Annotated in this window: 14 protein-coding genes and 1 pseudogene; 7 read left to right on the top strand and 8 right to left on the bottom strand. The window is 41.2% G+C overall.

Annotated elements, in window-relative coordinates:
- Positions 1 to 178 precede the first annotated feature (178 nt).
- Positions 179 to 1,399: a helix-turn-helix domain-containing protein gene (locus GVO62_RS18370; protein ID WP_236547233.1), complete on the top strand. Its 1,221-nt coding sequence runs from the start codon at positions 179 to 181 to the stop codon at positions 1,397 to 1,399.
- 53 nt (positions 1,400 to 1,452) lie between these two features.
- Here the strand turns inward: GVO62_RS18370 and GVO62_RS18365 are convergent, their stop codons facing one another.
- From GVO62_RS18365 to GVO62_RS18350, 4 genes are all read right to left on the bottom strand, one after another.
- The gene (locus GVO62_RS18365) at positions 1,453 to 2,994 is read right to left on the bottom strand and encodes a tryptophan halogenase family protein (RefSeq protein WP_159120486.1); all 1,542 of its coding nucleotides are present in this window, start codon (positions 2,992 to 2,994) and stop codon (positions 1,453 to 1,455) included.
- A gap of 23 nt (positions 2,995 to 3,017) precedes the next feature.
- Complete coding sequence (locus tag GVO62_RS18360) at positions 3,018 to 4,424, bottom strand: tryptophan 7-halogenase (protein ID WP_159120485.1); 1,407 nt, start codon at positions 4,422 to 4,424, stop codon at positions 3,018 to 3,020.
- A gap of 13 nt (positions 4,425 to 4,437) precedes the next feature.
- Positions 4,438 to 6,012, bottom strand: a complete 1,575-nt coding sequence (locus tag GVO62_RS18355; RefSeq protein WP_159120484.1) for a tryptophan halogenase family protein — start codon at positions 6,010 to 6,012, stop codon at positions 4,438 to 4,440.
- A 104-nt stretch (positions 6,013 to 6,116) separates the two neighbouring features.
- Complete coding sequence (locus GVO62_RS18350) at positions 6,117 to 9,128, bottom strand: TonB-dependent receptor (RefSeq protein ID WP_159120483.1); 3,012 nt, start codon at positions 9,126 to 9,128, stop codon at positions 6,117 to 6,119.
- A gap of 647 nt (positions 9,129 to 9,775) precedes the next feature.
- Between GVO62_RS18350 and GVO62_RS18345 the strand changes: the two genes are divergently transcribed.
- Complete coding sequence (locus GVO62_RS18345; protein WP_173359769.1) at positions 9,776 to 12,373, top strand: glycoside hydrolase family 3 C-terminal domain-containing protein; 2,598 nt, start codon at positions 9,776 to 9,778, stop codon at positions 12,371 to 12,373.
- A 115-nt stretch (positions 12,374 to 12,488) separates the two neighbouring features.
- The gene (locus tag GVO62_RS18340; RefSeq protein WP_159120481.1) at positions 12,489 to 13,376 is read left to right on the top strand and encodes a ThuA domain-containing protein; all 888 of its coding nucleotides are present in this window, start codon (positions 12,489 to 12,491) and stop codon (positions 13,374 to 13,376) included.
- Between the two features lie 219 nt (positions 13,377 to 13,595).
- Here GVO62_RS18340 and GVO62_RS19695 read toward each other — a convergent pair.
- Positions 13,596 to 13,762, bottom strand: a pseudogene (locus GVO62_RS19695) (helix-turn-helix domain-containing protein); the annotation flags it as partial.
- A 129-nt stretch (positions 13,763 to 13,891) separates the two neighbouring features.
- On the opposite strand from GVO62_RS19695, the gene GVO62_RS18330 reads away from it, so the two are divergent.
- The gene (locus GVO62_RS18330; RefSeq protein WP_159120479.1) at positions 13,892 to 14,902 is read left to right on the top strand and encodes a YhdH/YhfP family quinone oxidoreductase; all 1,011 of its coding nucleotides are present in this window, start codon (positions 13,892 to 13,894) and stop codon (positions 14,900 to 14,902) included.
- Positions 14,903 to 15,143: 241 nt separating this feature from the next.
- On the opposite strand, the gene GVO62_RS18325 is transcribed toward GVO62_RS18330, so the two are convergent.
- Both GVO62_RS18325 and GVO62_RS18320 read right to left on the bottom strand, forming a co-directional pair.
- The gene (locus GVO62_RS18325) at positions 15,144 to 16,166 is read right to left on the bottom strand and encodes a HipA domain-containing protein (RefSeq protein ID WP_159120478.1); all 1,023 of its coding nucleotides are present in this window, start codon (positions 16,164 to 16,166) and stop codon (positions 15,144 to 15,146) included.
- A 108-nt stretch (positions 16,167 to 16,274) separates the two neighbouring features.
- Positions 16,275 to 18,077, bottom strand: a complete 1,803-nt coding sequence (locus tag GVO62_RS18320) for a glycoside hydrolase family 43 protein (RefSeq protein ID WP_159120477.1) — start codon at positions 18,075 to 18,077, stop codon at positions 16,275 to 16,277.
- A gap of 169 nt (positions 18,078 to 18,246) precedes the next feature.
- On the opposite strand from GVO62_RS18320, the gene GVO62_RS18315 reads away from it, so the two are divergent.
- Both GVO62_RS18315 and GVO62_RS18310 read left to right on the top strand, forming a co-directional pair.
- Positions 18,247 to 19,128 (top strand): hypothetical protein, encoded by an 882-nt coding sequence (locus GVO62_RS18315; RefSeq protein WP_159120476.1) that lies wholly within the window; start codon positions 18,247 to 18,249, stop codon positions 19,126 to 19,128.
- A 329-nt stretch (positions 19,129 to 19,457) separates the two neighbouring features.
- Complete coding sequence (locus GVO62_RS18310; protein ID WP_159120475.1) at positions 19,458 to 20,105, top strand: hypothetical protein; 648 nt, start codon at positions 19,458 to 19,460, stop codon at positions 20,103 to 20,105.
- 34 nt (positions 20,106 to 20,139) lie between these two features.
- On the opposite strand, the gene GVO62_RS18305 is transcribed toward GVO62_RS18310, so the two are convergent.
- On the bottom strand, positions 20,140 to 20,613 hold the full coding sequence (locus GVO62_RS18305; protein WP_159120474.1) for an Lrp/AsnC family transcriptional regulator: 474 nt from the start codon (positions 20,611 to 20,613) through the stop codon (positions 20,140 to 20,142).
- A 232-nt stretch (positions 20,614 to 20,845) separates the two neighbouring features.
- On the opposite strand from GVO62_RS18305, the gene GVO62_RS18300 reads away from it, so the two are divergent.
- Entirely contained in the window at positions 20,846 to 22,594 is a 1,749-nt protein-coding gene (locus GVO62_RS18300; RefSeq protein ID WP_159120473.1) for a putative bifunctional diguanylate cyclase/phosphodiesterase, read from the top strand.
- The last annotated feature ends 86 nt before the right edge of the window (positions 22,595 to 22,680 follow it).

The following is a 22,680-nucleotide window of genomic DNA, read 5'->3' as shown; positions in this document are numbered from 1 at the left end:
CTCAATATGTTTTGTTTTATTTTTGTCAAAAATCGCGGCAAGTCGTCTTTTTATAGGTATCGTAAGTTAAAATAAAAGCGATGAACCGGTATTTGAACGCTTTTTATGAAAATTATGAAAACCGGGCCAACACATGACATTAACACAATATTTACTTATAACGTTTGTGTTGATCCTATTGCTTAACGAAAATGAAAAAGTTATAAACATAAAAAATAAATGGTTTCAGGCTGTTAATATGAAAGCGGTTTTGTTCAATATGCATGATTTGGTACTGCTTTTTACAGTTTATCAATGCTTGTTGTTTGCTTTATTTTTAGTAACGTTGAAGCGTGGTAAGCGTAAAACACACTTGCTTCTCGCCGCTTTCTTATTGTCGCAAGCGGCTATACCACTGGATAACTTGATTAATTTTGGAGAAATATTTCGCGATACCGCATTGCAGTTATCCCCGAATCTTTTTTATTCATTTGGTTTAGCGTATTGGATAGAAGCCCCTTTATTGCTTTTCTACATCCGCAGCCTTATTTACAAAGATTATCAATTCAGACGCTACGATTTACTCTTACTCGTTCCGTTTTTGCTGTACGCCATATACTTTGCCAATAGTTGGTGGCTCGAAGATGAAGCTTTGAAAATTGCCGCTTTGCAAGGTGACACCATTGCCAACAGTCCATTCTATGAGCGAGTTATTCATCTTTTCAGAGAAGTATTTCGTGTGGCATGTGGCATTCTATGCTTAATGGAATTGAATAAGTATCAAAGACAGTTAAAACAACAGGTTGCTGAAACCGAAAGTGTCGATCTGACCTGGCTAAAGATACTCGTGTTAGGCTTTTTAGGGGTTCGCGTTATTAGCGTGTTTACCGCTTTGGCGATTATTTCGGCCTATGAAGTCGGTTTTTATGTCGACCATGAATTATTAGGTTTATCATCTAATTACGTGGTAATTCTCATCGTGTCCGGATTGATATTTTTCAGTGCCGGCTATTCAACTATATTTCGTGGTATAGAGCGTCAAGGCACTCCTAATACATCCAAAGAAAAATCAAAGATTGATTTACGACAAGTAGAAAAAATCACTCATTATATGCATTTGAATAAACCTTATTTGAATCATCTACTTACGCTAGAAAACTTAGCTAAACAGCTTGATATTGCTCCACGGGCCCTGTCGCATATTATTAATCATCATTTCAATAAAAACTTCTTTGAATTCATCAACCAATATCGCATTGAAGAGAGTAAACTACTGCTAAAAAGTGAATCAAATCGAAAAGCCACTATGTTAGATATTATGGATGCAGCCGGTTTCAACAGCAAAGCAACCTTTAATACTTTTTTTAAGAAATTGGTGGGCAAAACACCCACGCAATATCGAAAAGATTTTTGGGACTGAACTACTTGAATCATCCCGTTGGATTAACGGTGTGTTGAACGATAGAATTCTGCTCACTGTAACGCTAACTCGGTCAAATTCATTACGGGATTCTGAGAAACAGCCTTACAGTATTTTTCAATGTATGCTGATTGCGTCGGCATGACGCTCGCAGAATTATCAATCACTTGCTTTATGTGTTCTAATCTAGAGCGGATCTCCACTTCAGGCAATGTATCTACAAGAGGGTGGTAGCCGTTTGCCCTAATGCCCTGCCCATGCAATACCGCAAGCCATGAAGTTTCGTTAAATAGCTCTGCGTCTTGACGATAAATCCTACCATTGGCTTTATAAAGATCGATCTTGTGTTGCAAGTAATCTGGAATAGGCATATTTTTGCAGTAACGCCAAAACTCAGTGTCTTCTCGTTCTGTCGCCACGTAGTGCAAAATAATGAAGTCTCGGATACGCTCCATTTCTAACCTGGTTTGCTGATTGTAGGTATCAATATCAATCTGCTCGAAGCCCTGATGGGGGAACATGCCAAGAAGCTTCGCAATGCCCGCTTGAATAAGATGTAGGCCTGTAGACTCCAATGGCTCTATAAAGCCAGCGGAAAGACCAATTGCTACGCAATTTTTCACCCATGATTTTTTGCGTATACCTGTTTTCCAACGAAGAATATTAGGCTCGTTCAGCGGTTCGCTCTCCATTTGCTGAATTAATACGTCAATTGCCTTTTGGGTATCTACAAATCGACTTGGAAACACATAACCGTTACCAATTCGATGCTGCAGTGGAATGCGCCAAGTCCAGCCTGCCTCTTGCGCCGTACTAATTGTGTAAGGGTACACGTTATTTTTTGCCAAACACGGCATTGCAATAGCGCTGTCGCAGGGCAACCAGTGTGACCAATCTTCAAAACCCGAATCCAAGGTTTTTTCGATAAGTAGGCCATTAAAGCCCGAGCAATCTATAAATAAATCTCCGTTGACAACTTGGCCATTGTCCAACACTAAATTGTCAATAAAGCCATCGGTGTCTCTAATAGAAACGTCTTCCATTTTAGCTTCGATACGTTTTACACCGCGACTTACGGCAATTTTTCTTAAATATTTCGCATACAAGGTCGCGTCAAAATGAAACGCATAGGCAATTTTAGATAACGGTGAATTGCCTCTGTTTTCCGGACGCATAAACCGGCCTTGCTTAGCTGCAACTGCTGCAAGTGAATACGCATCGAGATCGCTAGCTTCGCCTTTTTGGAACATTTTTAACCAATAGTGATGAAATTGAATGGCATCCATATCGGTTCCAAAGCTACCGAAAGGATGCATGTAGGAATGGCCTTTTTGTTTCCAGTTCGCAAACTCAATGCCCAATTTAAATGTCGCTTGAGTCTCGCGAACAAATTCGTTTTCATCGATCCCCAAAATGCTATTAAATAGCGCGATTTGAGGAATGGTTGCCTCGCCAACCGATACGGTTCCGATACTTTGTGACTCAACTAATACAATTTCAGCATAATTATTTTTTAGGACCGTAGCTAGCGCTGCAGCGGTCATCCACCCAGCACTCCCTCCACCCAAAATAACGACTTTTTTTACTGCTTGCATACTGAATCCTGTTGGTTTTTATATCACTTAAACTGAGGCAGCTGCATTGCTGCTTGCTCTATCTGTTGCTTAAGCATGGTAAGCTTGTGCTCAAGATCGTCTATTTCTATTGCAAAGCTCAAAGGGTCCAATGCAATGGGATATTTATCAAAAGCTAACAACGTATTCTCAATTAATCCTAAGTCGTTTGGGTAATGCTCTAACTGAGGAAAGACTCCTGTACGCTGATAAAAGCTAATAGCATACTCTAGATCAGCCGCTTCAATAAGTTCGGCTTTAAGCTGCCAAAACTCAGTATCTTTTCTGTCACATAAAAAAACAGGAAGCAATGCTAAATCTCGCCAATACCGATAACGCTCTGACGATTTTCGATTAAAAAAATTAGCCGATGCTGTGGATAAATTAACACCACTTAGTAATGCCCAAAGTGTATTTAACTGTTGAGTTCTGTATCCCAATCCACCATTGTCCAGCATTTGATGTACACCTGTTTCAAACAAGTAGATTGTGTTTGAGGTATGCTGCCAAACGTCATGGGTATTGGGCGCTAGGGCTATTTCTAAACATTCGCTATACGAACCAGACAAACTTTTTTTCTCTTTAGTGAAACAGCGGGAGAAGAACTTTCTAGCGTATTGACGGCCGCTTACGTACTGACGCTCGACATAACCGTCATCAGTGCATTCGTATTCATTTGAAAGGTTATTTACTTTGGGAACACTTTCTTTAAGAACGGATGTCTCAATTAGAAATGTGTCTAACGGCATTTTACAGTCGGGTTCTTTACTTACTCGACAATCTAACGTAATCGTTTCCCTGCCAGAGAATTGATCTTCAGTGTCAAAAGCGTCGGCATGTAATTCAGCCCCCTTTCCTAGCTCTAATGTTACCTGCTTAAGTAAATTACAAAGTAACTTTGCGTCAACGCGTAAACCATATTCTAAACTAGAAAGAATTGATCGAGGGTCACCACTAGGCATTGCAAACGTGCCTACTAATGCACATATAGTGTTCAAAGAAAATAGCTCTGCCCGCCAATTCAAATTATTGGTTTCGTTTCTAAGCCTAGCGAGATAGTGTACGAAATTTACGCCCCCTAGCGGCACTCCTGTTTTTGCGAGCCCTGCAAATGCAACATGTTTTTTTCCCTGCCATCCCATGTACTTGTTTGCTAAAAAAGGCATAGCGCGAGCATGGTTAACTAGTACAGATTCGGTTAGACCGAGATTTTGCAGTGCCAATAGCACATCAGCTTGCAACGCCAAACTGCCGTGACTAAACACTGGTTCCTCATCACTAGCAACATGAAATACGGCTATTTCGGTATCTTTAAGCGCGTACGCTGCCATTGCAGCCGTGTACCATCCTGCTAGTGCACTGTGTTTACCACTAATTACCTTCACTTTTTTAATAGCAACAGTGTCTGTCATATTTTTGCCTATATTACTTTCGACCATACAGGCTAAATTGGGCTGCTTGGTTGAGTTGTAACTTAACATTACAAGTCATATTGTCGTGTAACCGTGACACGATTTGCTCATTTGTTTGCATTCTTGCTACCGCCTGTTGGATATCAGTGAAAAGCGTTAACATATATGTGTCTGCATGAGCTAATGTGGTTTCGTTTACACGTATATCACTGTAAGACGGAATAACACCTTGGCCGTTGTACACCGCTAACCAAGATGGCGTTAAAAATAATCCGTATTGATAATCTTCAATTACGCCTATCTCTTTGTACAATTCCATTTTTTCTTCAAGGCTTGGCGGTATTTTCAAGTGTTTGCAGAAAGTCCAAAATGGCGTGTCTTCGCGAGATGTCGCGTGGTAATGCAGAATCAGAAAGTCACGAATTTTATCCATTTCATTACTAAAGTATCGATTGTATTCGGTACTTTTAACAGCCATGTTTTCTCGTTGCGGTAGTAGCTCTACCAACTTCATGATAGCAGCTTGAATAAGGTAAATGCTTGTTGATTCCAACGGTTCTAAAAAGCCACTTGAAAGCCCAATTGCAACACAATTTTTAAGCCAACTTGATTTTCTTTTTCCTGTGACAAATTTCAAATAATTAGGTTCTGATGTTTGGTTGCCGGGCAGATTCGTCAAAAGCGTTTTCAGTGCATTTTCTTCATTTATGTACTGGCTAGCGTAAACATATCCATTTCCCATTCTATGCTTTAACGGGATTTGCCATTGCCAACCGGCATCTCGAGCAATCGCTTTGGTATAAGGTAGGGGTCTTCCATTATGTTCACTTTGTACAGCTATGGCTCGATCACAAGGTAACCAATGAGACCAGTCTTCATAGCCCGCCTTTAAACTTTGCTCTATCAAACGTCCTTTGAAACCAGAGCAATCGACAAAAAAATCGCCGTTTACAATTGTGCCATCATCCAGTTTTAGGCCGGAAATAGAGCCATCACTTTTTCGAAGCGATACACTATTTACCTTACCCTCAATACGCGTGGTGCCTTTTTGCTCAGAGAAAGTCCTTAAGTATTGCGCGTATAAACCTGCATCAATGTGGTAAGCATAAGAGTAGCTTGATGTGAGTAAACCAGGTTCGGAAGTCGGAAAATTAAATTTGCTGTTTTTGCATGCCACAACAGGCAAAGAGTAATCATCGAGTTTCAGCTGATTATTGTACTTTTTACGTGCAAAGAAATAATGGTGAAACGCAACATTTTTTATTGGTTTACCGTAATCACCAAAAGGGTGAATGTAAGTATCGCCAATATCCCCCCAATTTGAAAACTCAATCCCAGCTTTTATGGTGGCATTGGTTGCCTTTATAAACTCGCCCTCATCAATGCCTAATCGCTGATTAAAAAAACGTAAGTGAGGTAAAGTTGCCTCACCAACTCCCACTGTACCAATGGCGTCTGACTCTACGAGAGTGATTGAAAAGAACTTAGGATCAAGCAATGTAGACAAGGCAGCTGCCGTCATCCAACCGGCGGTGCCGCCGCCCAAAATAACAATATTTCTTATTTGATGTGTAGGCGCTTTAAACACGCATTATCTCTTTTTTCTTAACAAGAATTTCATAGTAAAAACACACAATCATAGTAGCGGTGCCTATCAAAAGTAGGATCCGCTACGTTGAGTAATATTTAGCGTCAGAACACACCGCGCACCACTAAACTGAAGCGTCTATCATTAACAAACGCACCACGTAATCTTCGGTTTCCTTCCTGATCTATTTGCATCGACGTGCGAGTGACCTCATCGGTTAGATTAGTGCCCTGAATACCTACTTTGATATTCTCAGTGACATCATAAAACACCGAAGCATCCAAAAATCCAATAGCCTCGTTAAAGATAGGTAGCTGTGTAATGACGTCTTGCGTCGTCAAAAGATAAGCCGAACGCCAGTTGTATGCCATACGTGCATTCCAACCGTATTTCTCATACATGACCACCAAGTTATAGTTGTCTTCCGACAAACCTTCTAATGGGAGTCCTTCAAAGGCAAAGTTAGCATTAACGGTCGTATCAGGGTTGTCAGGTGCCAAGCCGGAATTTGGCGAGCCGTCTTCATCAACAAATGTGTAGTTAGCTTGCACGCCGATACCATCAAAAGGCGCTGGCAACATATCAAAAAACTGCTGATAGGCAATTTCGAAGCCTTGAACTGAGCCTTTTTCGCCGTTGAGTGCCGATGCAACTTCAACTTCTTGGGTTGCTCCATTATTTGTATACGATTCCGTTCGTGTACCGCTAATAAAGTAATTTTCTAAATCTTTATAAAAATAGGAAAAGGTTAGAGAGCCAACAGGCGCAAAATACCACTCCAATGTTAGATCATAGTTAACCGCTTCCATTGGCTTTAAGAAAGGGTTGCCCGAATTAGCTGTGTAACGACCTATGGTAGACGAGACCAAATCAGGCTGACCGTCACCATTGTTATCATCACCGACCACATTAATGCGGTCTTGCTCTTGTATGGCGACATAGTTTCTCAATAGACCAAGTTGAGGCAAGGCAATAGTTTCTGCAACACCGACTCTCATTAGTACTTCATCCGTAATATTAAGTTTGAAGTTGAAACTAGGAAGTATCTTATTGTAATCGCTCGATGATACTAATGGTGTTGAAGCAGCGTTCCCGAATGCTTTTTGATCATCTGGTAAGTAGTTTTCCTGTTCAGTAGGGTCGTTTGGATCATCGGGCACGTTGTCAGGGAATACGATAAAGCCAGCGGTGTCGTTTTCGATGTTAACATAGCGCACGCCAAAGTTACCCGAGTAGTCCATATCCCCCCACATACCTTCGAAATTGGCTTTGATATAGACAGCAGTATTTACTTCATCGGTTTGATTTACTTCATTATTGATAAAGTCAGAACCATCTGCATTTCGCGCTGAAAGTGGCGTCCAACCGCTTGAGACGGGCGCCAAGGCCGAACCTGCACTTCTGTAGTTTTTCGCTAATGACATTGCAGGGAATAGAAAAGCGTTGCCGCCATCTACGTTAAGAACGCCACCGCGCGCAAAGTTATCAAAGCTAACTTCTTCATGGGGTACTTGTAATCCAGCAACGGAATCATACCAAGCTACATCACCCGTCCATGCTTCAGACAGTACACCCCAATTGTAAGTTGACTGCCGAGTGGTTTGCTCGCGTTTAGCGTAACGAGCCCCGAACTGCACAGATGTAAATAGACCGTCATCAAAGGTATATTTTGTATCAAAGCGCGTTGCAATCTCTTCACCTTCGTTAGCCGCAATGTGATCCATCGCACTTCGAAAGAATGAGCGACTCGGGTCAGTAAAGTGATTATTATTTCTATCAAAATCAGGTTGACCGTTGAATGTAGGCGCATAGAAGTCAATAGAGGGCTTGCCCGTTCCCGAAACATCTAAACCTATCACAGCATCGGTTGCCCCCATTATCGTAAAGTCAATGACATCGTTTGTCCCTTCTACATATTGAACATCAAAGTTAAAGGCCCATGAGTCATTAGGGGTGTATTTTACGTTGAAACTCAAATCTTCAACCGTTGATTCATTATCACGAAAGCGAGACTGAAGCACGTGGTTCATACCAAAAATACCGCCCGGAGTACGCTCACCTTCGTTTCCGCGCCAACCTTCGTTAGACGTCATAATACCTTGCTCAAAATAGCCGTTTGAATCAAACTCAAACTGAGTACCATCAACCGGAATCAAGCCATCTTGAGCATCAGTATCATCCATTTCTACCGCATTTTCAGTCCACGCCAATTGGGAGTCACTACGAATGTATTCCCCCGTTGCAAGGATAGTGCGGTCTGGATTTTGCCACTGGACAACTGCTGCAAAGCCTTGACGAGTTCGGTCGTCTTTTTTACGTGTAAGTCTGGCGCCCTCAGGGATTAAATTGTCGTTGTCAGCCTGTGGCCAGTACTGTCCTACCATCGCACCGTCAGACTGCGCTTTAAGTTCGGAATGAGATGCGTTAACAAGTAAGCCCCACTTACCGCTGTCGCTTTCAAATACGTTACTGTAAAGCGCTGAAAACGTCGGTGTGGTCTCTTCAATAAAATCCGCGTAAGTAACGTCTGCAGAAAAAGCAAACATTTGACCGTTGGTATCAAACGGCTTTCTCGTGATCAAGTTCACCGTACCTGCAATACCACCTTCAATCATGTCGGCAGTGCTGTTTTTAAATACTTGAACCGAACCCATAAGCTCGGGCGGCACATCTTGGAAGCTCAGCCCACGACCTGAATCTGCTGTAAAGCTATCACGACCATTAAATTCACTTCGAACGTGTGTCAAACCACGAATGGCTACTCCACTACCTTCTGTTCCGAAGTGATCAGGGTCGTTGGGTGCGGCAAAACGACCCATGGTTATGCCAGGTAAACGAGAAATTGCTTCAAGTACTGAACGATCTGGAAACCCACCGATATCAGAAGCATCAAGCGCATCCACAACAGTTTCACTGAAACGCTTAATGTTTTGAGCGTTGAAAAGGTCGGCTCGTGTCCCGCGAACGTCAATAACTTCTATCGTTTCGTCTTCACTATCCGCCTCAGCCTCCTGTGCATACACTTTACCCGCTATTAAACCTAATACAGCAGATGCAAGCAAAGAATATCTGAATCGTTTTTTATGTCTTAGTACTATGTGCTTTTCAGTTGTCATACGAAATCTCTTGTTTTTATGTGTTGAATAGGCCCACTCAAACATCTTTCAACATATTCAGTTCTTACATTCCGAATATGTTGAAACTTTTTTTGTGTTGTTAATTAGCAAAAGCTTGATGCTAGGCTTCCCCTTGTTGTGTGGTTGCCCGTTTTCTGTGCGCCACCATACTTTCTTCCATGACCGCGTATACAAGCAAACAGTCCACCGAAGTTACGGTTACAAATTATCAACATATGATAAACACATCGACTAATAAGGTAGCTCGGTGCATATTTGAACGAAAATTTCATGAAAAACGCGAAATAACCCCATTTCCTATTGAATAATAACAACTTTAAAAATCGTTCAACTTTTCGAAGTTCATAAACTTGAACTCTTTCACCAGCCAAAAATTCTTTAAATAAACATATTTATTACATCTCATTTCCATAAAAAGCCGATTAACCTCCTATACTGTCTGAGAATCCCCGATACATGTAATGTTAGTTAACTCGCACTCCTCTTGTTCTAGATTCGACCTTTAGGAAAGGTAAAATGGAAATAATTTGAACGTTCAAGTTTCTACGTCTACACGCGTATTGACGATTTTCTATCTGCTTTATTTTAGTGTGTGAGTTCCAACGAAAAGAGCTCATGTGAATACAATGAAAAATGTACTAAATAGATTGCACGTAGGTTGCCTGTTTTCAGCTTGCATAGTGCTTACACCTATAACTTTAGCTAATACAATATCATTTAGGGATGCAGAACTGCCCATCGAAGAGCGGGTAGACGATTTGATAAACCGATTAACTGTAGAGGAAAAGATCAGTCAGCTATTTGATAAATCGGCACCTATACCCCGATTATCTATTCCTGAGTATTATTGGTGGAATGAAGCCCTTCATGGCGTCGCGAGAGCAGGTAAAGCCACTGTATTCCCTCAGGCTATTGGATTAGCGGCGACATTTGACCAAGACTTGATGCTAAACGTTGCCACCGCAATTTCCGATGAAGGGAGAGCGAAACACCATGCCTTCCTTCGCAATAGCACGATTTCTATGTACGGCGGGCTGACCTACTGGTCGCCTAACATAAACATTTTTCGCGACCCGAGGTGGGGACGCGGTCAAGAAACCTACGGCGAGGACCCGTTTTTAACCTCTACGATGGCTACTAGCTTCGTAAAGGGGCTTGAAGGAAATGACCCTACCTATCTAAAATCTGTTGCGACAATTAAGCACTACGCAGTTCATAGTGGGCCCGAGGTATCTAGGCATAGTGATGACTACAAAGCATCAGAAAAAGATCTCTCAGAAACTTATCTTCGAGCCTTTAAGGATACCATCTCAGCTACCGACGTTTCATCTGTTATGTGTGCTTATAATAGGGTGAATGGATTACCTGCATGCGGCAGTGATCCTCTCTTGAAAGACCTATTACGAGGTAGCTTTGGCTTCTCTGGTTATGTAGTCTCTGATTGTGGCGCTATAGCTGACTTTTATGATGAAAAATCTCATCATGTAGTAACCAGCCCTGCAGAAGCTGCGGCTAACGCATTAAAAGCGGGCACTGACCTTAATTGCGGAGATCATCACGGAAACACATTTAGCTATTTGAAGGAAGCATTAGCTCAAGGGTTAGTAGAAGAACAGGACATCGACCGCGCACTTACTCGTCTGCTTACAGCACGGATGAAGCTGGGAATGTTTGATGAAAACAACACACATCCATATACTCAAATATCAGAGTCAGTAATCGGCTCGGATGCACATATTGACCTCGCCCGTCGTGCCGCAGAGTCTTCTATGGTTTTACTTAAAAACGATGGAATATTGCCCTTAAAGTCTTCAAGCAAAATTGCACTTATCGGTCCAAACGCTAACAATAATTCTATCCTTGTAGGGAATTATCACGGTACCCCTGTAGCACCATCCACGCCAAAACAAGCGCTAAGTGCATTTCTTCCAAAGAATAAATTCAGCTATGCACCGGGCAGTAGCTTAACCGAAAATATTTACGCCCATTTCAAGGCTGTTCAAGCACCGGTATTTAGTCATACCAATGCTCAAGGAGAAAGACTTCCTGGGCTGGTTGCTGAGTATTTTTCGGCAAGCCATTTTAATTTACAGCCTGCTCTTCGGCAAATAGAGCCAAACATAAATTTGCCTGAAACAGGTATTCCTATGCATCGTCAACCTAATCAAGAATTCGCTATTCGTTGGCACGGTTTATTCAAACCTCAGAAGACCGGTAACTATGCATTCAATCTAAGTAACATCGATGCTTATTTAGATGATATTCCCATTGCTGACACCATGCATTTGGAGGCAGGAAAAACCTATTCATTTCGCGCTGAGTCTGTAATTCAGAAGCATTGGCACAGTAATGTTATCGCTCCTGATATTCGCTTTGAATGGGTAAACACAGACGTGGACTTAGCCGCTGAAGCAATCAAAATTGCGAGAGAGTCAGATGTTATAGTATTTGTGGGTGGTATTAGTGCGCAATTGGAAGGCGAGGAAATGGCACTGCAAATTGATGGCTTTTCACATGGTGATAGAACGCATATTTCTCTTCCGAAAATTCAAACAAAGCTTCTTAAAGCACTTCATAAATTAGGGAAACCAATAGTATTAGTCAATATGAGCGGTAGCGCCATGGCCTTGAATTGGCACGATAAAAACCTTAACGCTATTATTCAAGGCTTTTATCCAGGTGAACAAACTGGCCCAGCTTTATTGAATATTCTGTACGGAAAGGTTAGCCCTTCTGGCCGATTACCCGTTACGTTTTATTCGTCGGTGGACGATCTACCCGACTTTAAAGACTACAGTATGGAAAACCGTACATATAAATACTACAAGGGTACACCGCTTTATCCTTTTGGTTATGGCTTGAGCTATACCGACTTTCGCTACGATTCATTATCACTATCTCGAAATAAAAACGGACTAGCGATTAGTGCAACAATAGAAAATCTCGGCGAAATAACGGCAGATGAAGTGGTGCAAGTCTATCTATCCATGCCTGATGCACCGACCGAGGTGCCACAACGCGAATTGGTTGCCTTTAAACGAGTGACGATTAAAAGTGGTCGACAAGAAAAAGTACAATTTACTCTAACAGGCGACCAACTTACCTATGTCGATCAAAGCGGTGTCCGACAACCCTACTTGGGTACACTAAAGGTGCTTGTAGGCGGCGGACAAGGACTGAAACGTAAGGACAATGTAGTGCAAGATACTATAGAACTTAAATAGTTTAGGGGCTTTCTGGCGAAAGGTGCTTAGCAAAGCATCTTTCGCGTTAGTTCGATATACCTGAAACGTGTACGTACTGTGAGTAATTAAACTCTAGTTAATTAAGGCTCTAACAATGCCCTTGAAAAAGCATCTAGTATTGGTACTACTTATTCCGCCCATTATTTTCGGCTGTGCGAAACACCACGTAGGAATAGCGCAATTTGAACAGTACCGGCCGCCAATAACAGAATATATGCGAACACCCGCTATACTGGTTTTTTCCGGCACCCATGGCTGGAGACATAATGAGGGAATTTCTGGTGCTGATTTGTTTTTTACAGAATTAGCTAGCGCACGAGGTTACGGTATCTATACAACTGAACATCCCGGTATTTTCAACAAAGAAGACCTCAGCCGATTCGAGGTAGTGATCTTTAACAATGTCTCAGGCGGAGTGTTGAATGAAGAGCAAAGAAGTATGTTCGAGCATTGGATGCTGAATGGTGGATCATGGATTGGGCTACATGGTTCTGGAGATTACTCAATGGGAGACTGGAACTGGTATCAAAGCAATTTAATTGGCGCTAGATTTATTGGTCATACAATGGGGCCACAGATTCAGAAAGCGACACTGGTGAACTTGAATTCAAATCATCCTATTATGATAAATGTGCCGAAAACATGGGAGCACGAAGATGAATGGTATAGTTTCGATAAAATCCCAGATATGCCCGGGCTACAAGTATTAATAGGAACTGACGAAACGACCTATGAGCCGCTAAACAATGTAGTCCTCGATTGGCCTGAAAATTTGCGGATGGGGTCGACGCCAGATAAACACCCAATTGCTTGGGCTCTTTGCACACCAAATTTCCGAGCGGTTTATTCTGCTATTGGCCATATGCATAAAAGTTTTGATGAAACCGTTTATCGACAATTTTTAACGAACGCATTTGATTGGGTGAGAGACTCAAGCGAAACTACTTTATTAGAACAAGGAAAGCAGGCGTGCCCACAATAGTAGAGTTTATATTCTTGCTTGATTTGGATTATTAAACACTACAATAGGCTGCTTAAAACCGAAGTAGCTTATCGGTCTTATATTTAATATCTTTCAACGTCAGTAATCTGCTTATCTATCACTGTTCGTCAATCAGTGCCTTTTCGTATGTACTGACGCTTCCAACCTTTATTTTTCATTGAACCCTCATCTCAATGAAGAATGAAGGTTGGCCAGATCTACTTCGGGTATGTAGTGACTACCTCTAGTTCTGTTACGCCTGAATTCGCGACGCAAAGTACTATGACTCTTTTTCAGGCAATTTCCCATTTCTCGGTGACTGAAACTCTCGCGCAAGTAGGTCTCTATCTGGTATCTTTCCCCATCAACAGCTGCTTATAACTCATGGTTGTACTTCCATTAGTATGGCGACTTTAGAATACCATCGACAAGGAGTTGGTCGTCTCATCGCCGTTCAACCAGTAGTGATGCAACTATTATTTTAATTTGCGCGTTAGTATTTATGGAGAAAAGTTATGTGTAACAATTCAACCACGTTCAAAGCCCTGCTCGTTGAAGAGCATAACGATAATAGCTTTAGTAAAAAAGTAGTTGAGCGGGAAATAAGTCAACTTCCAGAAAATGACTTGTTGATAGATGTGCATTACTCGTCTTTAAATTACAAAGACGCTATGTCAGCAAGTGGCAATAAGCGAATTAGTCAGAACTTTCCTCATACGCCCGGAATCGATGCAGCAGGAGTAGTAGTTAGCGATAAGTCAGGTACCTTTAGTGCTGGTGACGAAGTCCTTGTGTTTGGTTATGACTTAGGCATGAACACTCCTGGTGGGCTTGGTCAAAAAATATCAATACCAGCCGATTGGGCAGTTAAGCGCCCCAGTTCATTGTCTTTGAAAGAAGCGATGGTTTATGGCACTGGGGGATTAACGGCCGCGCTTTGCATACAAAAATTAGAGAAAATGGGAGCGAAGCCCAGTGATGGCCCGGTGGGTGTGACTGGCGCTACTGGAGGCGTTGGCAGTATTAGTATTGCCCTACTCTCTCATCTTGGCTATGACGTTATAGCCTTTTCAGGAAAGCCTGAACAATCTGAGAAGCTAAAGTCACTGGGTGCTAGCGAAGTTTTGCACAGAGAAGTTATTTTAGAAGTAAAGGACGCTATTGCCGGCAAGCCTAAGTGGGCTCACGCTATTGATACGCTAGGTGGAGATTACTTAACAGGATTGCTTAAGCAAGTTAAACCTGGTGGCGGAGTCACTTCTGTCGGACTTGCTGCTTCACCTGACATAGCAATGAACGTTATTCCTTTTATCACAAGGGGTGTTTCTCTATTGGGTGTCGATTCGGTTTACATACCACTTGAAGACAAGCAACATATTTGGAAGCGTGTAGCGACAGACATGAAACTGCCTAATCTAGAAAGCTACTATCAAGAAATATCACTACATGATACGCCAGAATATCTAGATAGATTCTTCAATGGTAAAGTGGTTGGCCGGTACGTCGTGAATTTAAAAGACGCGTAAATTCAACAATGAAAGCTGATTGCTGAACAGGCGCTTCATTTTTAGAAATGAGGCGCTTATGCCAACACGTACACCATCAATTGAAAACAAGCATACCTCAAGCGATTAGTCGACGGTACGAACACTAGTGCTACGCCAGAGCCTTAACGGTGTATTTTACTTGATAAAGTTCAGCTTCAGACAACACCTAGGCGTTTAGCGTTTGAATTTGGACTTCCGCTGTCACAAAGCAGAACCCGCGCTAAAGCTTGAGGTTAGCGATCGTTTCTTTGATGGAGTTATGAAATATTTCATTAACCATACGCTCCTCCCCAGCTTTGCCAGAATGCTGTTCTTCATTTTTAACAACATTTATTAAACGACTAGCCTTTTGCTCGATAGCTTTTGTCATTTTTCTTACCTGAACCGCCGCCAAAGAAGCGGGGACGTGTAACTCCTCAGCAAATTCCATAATGTTTGCTTCTGACAATTCTCCCAAGAATTGTGCTTTTCCCATAGGCTGGGATAATTCATGATCCATGTGTTTATGCGGCAGCTCATATATCGCCGTCGACAATAAATCATAATGTGGGGTCATAACTACATCAGAGCCTTTGATGAAGAATGAAAGGTTTTTCAGATGAGCGTCGCCATTACCAACTAACGCATTGAATAAAGCCCAGCGAAAGATATCCAGCGTTGTTTTGGCTTTCATTCTGGAGCGCTGCGCCAGTTGGTTTAGATTCTCTGCTGTACTGTTGAGGTATTTCATATTTGGTGCGAGACTCAGTAACTGACAACCATCTAAGACATGGCAACGATGTTGATCAGGGTACAAGCCTACGCGATCAAACCGCTCTATCAGGTATACCGGCTCTGGCAAATAGCGAATATCTACCGAAGGGACGTCTAAACCACAAAGCTTTGCCAACTTCATTACAAACCATTTATTCCTAACGGTGTGGCAATAAACATCTGGCGAAGAATATTCAGGTTTAAGAATGTGAGTCGACGGAAAAAATCCCGAAGGTTCCAAAATTTTACCGTCGCGATAGATAACCAGCATCTTGTTCTGCGCCCCAGCTACGGACATTCTTTTACGCTCGGCGCGGTTCAAAGGCGCTTTTGGCAAATTTTTTATTCGCTCATTCACTTCTTCGTAAGTAAGTGAATGTACTTCACCTCTTGTAAGCGGCTCGCCCTCCGGCAACAAGGTTATGGCACCAGCAGATTCAGCACCGGCAACTTTGAGTAATCCAAAGGCATCTTCTATTGGCACTCTCACGTTTTTCGCCAGCAAATAGTGAGAGCTAATTCAGGTTACATACTTTCTCTCATTAAAAAAGGCCGTAGCACTACGCTACAGCCTTTTTTTATCGCCAAAGGTTTTAGGCTAAAACATCATCTGTTGAGTACCCTTGGGACCATCGTAGTCGTATTTGAACCAGTCTACGTCGATGTAACCGTCGTCCTTTTTCTCATTCCAAGAAAAGAAGCCTAATCTGTCACCCGTCCATTTACCGAAGCTGATGGTGAAAGTCGGGCCGAAAGCCCGATAGCTTTTGCCATCTAAGCTGTATTCGTACGTTGCTTTGTTTCTCGCATTAGAAGTTCTGACATATAGCGTGTCGCTTTCGATTATTGGGCCAACTTCTTTTTTACTCATTCCATCCATGTAAAACAAACGAGTTGTGCCATCTTCTAGGCCTTCCACGCCTAATAAGTTAAACGTACCGCCGTACCTAACAAAACCCGCTAATTGATTTGGTGCTATACCGCTAATATCGAACTTAGCTACAGCCGTGCCTGTTGTAATGCCCATTATACGTTGGCTAATGGTATTACTAGCGCGCCAGAAATCACCATCTGAACCATCATTATTAGTCCATTCGTTAATTTTAGGGCCGTACTTATCGCCTTGCGGTAAAACCTTACTAGCCTTAAGCCTTAACCAACCATCTCGTTCTGATAATGACCAGTGACTGTCTCGTGGATTATGGTTCCACTCCCACTGTGGGCCTAAATCGCTAGCAGAAAAATCGTCATCTGAACGCGGCGCGGCAATAGGGTAACCTTTTATCGGTTTTTCAAAACGTTTAACGGGCTCACCTATCCCATCATTATCTTCATCTACACCAATAATTGGCCAGTCGTTTATCCAAGTAACAGGCTCTAGACATTGTGGACGACCTTGGAATGGAATATCGTCATTTTGAATAAGCTGATGCATATACCACCAACTACCGTCAGGGGCTTGCATTAACCCACCTTGGCTTGCACTACGGTTACCAAATTCTGAACCTTTCTCCAATACGGTTTTAACCTCATACGGTCCATAGATACTTTCTTTAGACCGCAAAACCAATTGCTTTCTATCATTCTTTGGGTTTTTAACGCCAGGCTTTGTAGATTTGTCTCCCATGGTCCACTGCGCCATGAATATGTACCAATACCCGTCTTTCTTATAAATTTTGGCAGCTTCAGCACCCATTCCGGTATATACCAGCTTGCCCTCATCAAGTATTTTAGTGCCATCCCAACTCATTCGGTAAATTCGATTTTCATTACCTTCAATGGTGTTATCTGCACTTTTTTGTTTAGTACCTGAGTTAACAATAATGTAGGCTTCGTGTGTTTCCTCGTCCCAATATACAGCGGGATCGTCTAATACATCAGCTTTAGAAAGCATCATGATTGGCTCGCTCCACGGGCCTTCAATATTGTCGGCTGTTGTGACCATTAATCCGTGTTGATAGTCTATTTGATACACGTACCACTTACCTTCGTGATACGCTAAGTCACCAGCCCATACTCCAAAAGAATAGCCATTCATTCGATCCCAGTTGTATTCCGGTGCCCAAGATAAACTTGAAAAAGCATGGCCAACGTTTTCCCAGTTCACCATGTCTTTAGATTTAAGTATTGGCATACCGGGGGACATGTGCTGTTTTGACGTAATCATGTAATAGGTATCACCGACTTGCTCGATATCTGAGTCTGGGTAGTCGGCATTTAGAATGGGATTAATATAAGTACCGTCGCCTTGATCACCAAAGCTTCCGGTAGTTGCCTGTTTTGTTGGCCTCTCTTGCACAGAAAGCGTACTTGAAGCATCAACCTGACAACCAGAAAGCACCGTAAGTAGTACGGATGCAATACCCAATTTTTTAAAGTTCATTTGCTTAATTGTGTCCATAAATTTTCAGTTGCTCTTTTCAGTAAGTCATATTGACGAGACCGTTAACAATGTTTACATAATGACACATTTTGATTACCATTGACAAACAACAATCATTTACAATCACAAACTTTCTTCGGATATATACCTGCCTCAGGTTTTGAAGAGATACGTGTTAGGGGCCCTCGTGAAATCTTTAATAAACCTTGTAGTGGCTGGTTTTGCACTTTCTGCTTGTAATTCAGCATCTATTATCAATAAACATTCCGAGTCTTCGACTCTTGAGCACGTCAATTTACCCAGCGGCACACTTGCTGTTGTGATAGACGGCAATTCACCTGATCCTGATGATATAGGCGCATCTCCTGTTTTATTGGCGTTACTTGATAAGGCCGGCGCTGCCGACAGACTTGTTCATATTTCTCACTCTTGCGATTTAGACCCCTTCAGAAATAAAGCTAGGTATCAAATAGATCCAGAAAACGAGAGCAGACGTCAACGAGTGCTCGACAGTTCTATAAACCGCGCACTTAATGTTTTTGGTCCATTCGAAAACGTTGAAAAATTGTTTAATTGTAGAGCAGAACAACAAGCTGCAATTAAAGACTTAACACTAGCAATCAACAATGCTAACGCAGATAGTCCCTTGTGGATTATTGAAGCCGGCGAACCTGATGTGATTGGCTATGCCCTACAAGAATCAGAAGTTAGCAAACGACAATACGTGAAAGTAGTTTCTCATCACCCCGCAAATGATAACAGCGGAGACTATTTTACTTGGCAACAAATTCTAGATTTCGGCGTTGAAGAACATCAAATAGGCGACCAGAATGTAGGCTTGCAAACGCCAATTGATGCTTGGGATTGGGCTAAAGGTAGTAAAAACGAAGGTATCTCACTTATTTACGAAATGCTCGAATATGCCGAACAAGACGGTATCGTTCCCTTTCAAGCGGGCAAATTTGATAGTTCTGATGCCGGCATGATTTATTGGTGGATTACGGGTGCGGATAATGGTGGAGACAAACATGCGACTCCAAAGCAGATTGAAGCCATATTGATGCCTTGATTGACCAAATTAAGAGAGGTGTGAATAAACCAAAACGAAGTGAAAAAGGTTTGTTGATATCTCTCATACAATCTTCAATAGTTACATAGCGCTTGTCGTGTAAGCCTATACAAAAGCTCTCGGACTTTATCTCTAGCTAACAATAACAAAGATCAGTGGTGATCTTTGGCTTTTCAAACAAAGTATTTTTTAATCGAAGACCTATAAGAAATCCTTTTATAAAAAACTAATTGCCCGTTATATACGTGTATTTCAAAGGATAACTACGTATTCAATTGTTACCATAATTTCGTCTGTACAACACCATGAAAAAAGGTAAAGAGGTCTTAATGAATAAAATAATATTGGGTATAGTTTTTTGGCTACATGCGTCTTGTAGTTTCGCATCAATGATTTCTGTCCAAAGCTTGCAAGTAACACCTGGGAAAGAGGCTTTGCTGGGTGGAGAACTGGCTCCGCTCTTTAGTATTCTTGATTTAGGTGTACTTACCGCGCCATCCGTAACCTCAGGTTTATTGCCCGATTTCATTTTTCCAGGAACTGAAACTGTGTTGGGCTTTGCTTCAACTAGCGTAACAAATAGTGTCAAATCTATCGAAAGTGCGAATGCAGATGGGACCAAAACACGAACCGATCAAAATATTATGACCACTGAGTCTAGAACGTTACTGGGTATAGAAATTTTTAGTTTAACTGGCTTAGATGGATTTTCTATAAGTGAAATTGAACTACGGCCAGGAGCGCTTCTTTTTGACTTTAGTGGGTTCAGTTTATTGCCGCTATCTGAATTGATTTTATCGGTTACCTTCTCAATAGAGTCATTTGAAGAAATTATTAGTGAGACGAGCGTTATATCTAATAATTCAATGATTGCGTCCATGCCAATACAAGTAGACGAGCCCTCATCACTAGCCATAATACTATCGTTGATTGTGGTGGTACTTTTGTCCCGCTTTCATAAAAGTCCCAATAGGTAATACATAACTGCTGACTTTCGAAGCGAGGGCTTGGCTAGCCCTCGCTTCGCTTAGCGTTCTTGTCTAGCATTTTTTCTAATCTCTTTGGAAGGGCCTCTTCTATCGGTATTTGCATGATTAATTTCGTATTGGTGTCACAATAATCAATAATACGTTCAAGAAATACGTCCAGCTCCGACAATGCTGTTACTCCAACTTCTACTATAAAAGTCGTGTTGCCAGTAATATTATATATTTTAATAACTTCATCCATGTCTAATAACATTGCTTTCAGCTTTCTTTCTTGTGCTTTATGGACGTCACACTCCACCAATGCTCTTATAGGTATACCAAGTTTTTCCAAGTTTACTATGGGCCTGTATGCTGTAATGACACCTAGCTCCTCTAACTTCCGCACTCTCTCAGCAACAGCAGGCGCGGATAGATGAACTTTCTTTGCCAATTTAGAGAATGAAATTCTTGCGTCTTCGGAAAGCGCTCTAATGATCTTGAAATTTATTTTGTCCACTGTGCATCTCTCAACGGTCTCTAACACCTAATTATGAGACCAAAAATACCGCATAAACATTTCACAACAAATAACATAAAGTCAATATTGTTCAATTTCAATCATTAATAAGATTTTTATTATAAAAACCTTTTTTAAAAAGGTCCATGGTTCACATAACGATGTTTTCTACATCATAAACAATCATTTCCAATGTTAATCTGTATAAATAGGGTAATATAGGATAATCAAGATGTACCTAAATGAAGAACTTTTCACGCTTTTTAGAAAATACGAACTAATTGAAACTCTACAAGCGGAAAATGGAATGTCAGCGATGATGCAAAAATGTATTGCAGAAACCGCATCAATACTGCCAGATTTTAAAATCGCAATAGTTCAGTCCCACCCAGCCAGATCAGCGACACTGTTATGCAGTTCTCATAAGACACTACCTCTGTCACTTGATAGAGTTAAAAAAGCAGCAGATTTATTAAAGTATTCGACCGAAGATACACTCCTAGTAAGATTTGCAAATAAAACTATTAGACTCAGTATTTTGTGTGACCACACTTATCTGTGTGTAGATTTACCGAACAATACGTGTCAGAGAAGTACACTGGCTAAGTTGTCTCTAATTTCCGTGGAGCTAGCTATTATAGCAACAAGAAAACAGAGGGAGCTCAATTCATCGAATTCGACAATAGTGCCAAAATCAACTGATAACATGACAGAATTTAGCTGCTTTTTTGAATCACTTACAACTCTATTCGATAAAAAAAATATATCCGGCTATTCTGCTCTTATATTTATAGATTTTGAACGTTTTAGTTCAGCGAAAGACTTTGTCAGATTTTCGTTCAATGACGATATGCTTCTTTTGATCCAAGAGCACGTAAGCTTTGGGTTGAACAATAATGTCATGATTGCAAGAGTAGAGCACGATCTGCTTGCCGTGCTGCTTCAAGATATTACACCATCAGAATCTATTGCGTTTGAATATGTTACTAAAAACATTCAACATTTTAGGCGAAAATTAAAGGACCATATCTCCATCGACTCTCAGAAATTCTTTCTTACGTTTAAAGCAGGGATCAGGTTATTTAAACCTTCAGATTTTTGTGACTCTAGAGCTTCAGAAAACGCAAAAGCACTGATCAAACAAACTGAATTCGCGATGGATTTAGTTACAAAAGAATCAGAAGTACCGTACCTATTTTTTACCGACGAACTCCTTTTTAGATATCAACGACGTATATGTATTGAAAATGAGCTTAAATTAGCAGTAACAAACGATGAGTTTTATCTCGTTTATCAACCTATCTTTGATAAAGACAATAATATTATGGGAGCAGAAGCGCTTCTCAGATGGGAAAACAAACAATTGGGCATTGTATCTCCTGCCGAATTTATTCCTATTGCTGAACAATCTGGTTTGGTCATTGAAATCGGAAACCTAGTTGCTGAGCAAGTGTGCAAAGCACTTAATTCTCAACTTCAAAATATAAAATATATAAGCATAAATGTGAGTTGCATTCAGTTAAAAGACTCTATGTACAGCGATAAATTAGAGTACTTGCTAGCAAAATACCCAAAATCTAGAGGTCGTCTGTGGATTGAGATCACAGAAAGTGTAGCGATGACATATTTAAAAAGAACCCAACTGTTGATGAACGAACTGTGTGCAAAGGGTATTAAATTTATGTTAGATGACTTCGGAACGGGCCATTCTTCTCTGGCATATTTGAATGAATTACCCTTAAGTACCATAAAAATTGACCGTTGCTTTATAAGTGGTGTAACTAAATGTAAGAAAAAACAAGCGATTGTAGAATCCATCAGAAAACTATCTGAAAGTTTCAGTTTAAACTGCGTCGCTGAAGGTATAGAAAATGAGTCAGATTATACTTTTCTTAAAACTATCGGAGTCGATTCATTTCAAGGTTTTTTACTTTCGAAACCTAAATCTCAAGATGAACTGATCAAAACTCTGTCTATTTAATAATTTGCCACGCACTCATGTCAGTCTAGCAATAGAGTGGAACTGATATTTACAAGTCAATTAACTATCATGAGATACATTAAGTG

The sequence above is a fragment of the Alteromonas sp. KUL150 genome, from assembly GCF_009811475.1.
Taxonomy (GTDB): domain Bacteria; phylum Pseudomonadota; class Gammaproteobacteria; order Enterobacterales; family Alteromonadaceae; genus Alteromonas; species Alteromonas gracilis.
This window is presented reverse-complemented; position numbering and strand designations above follow the sequence as displayed.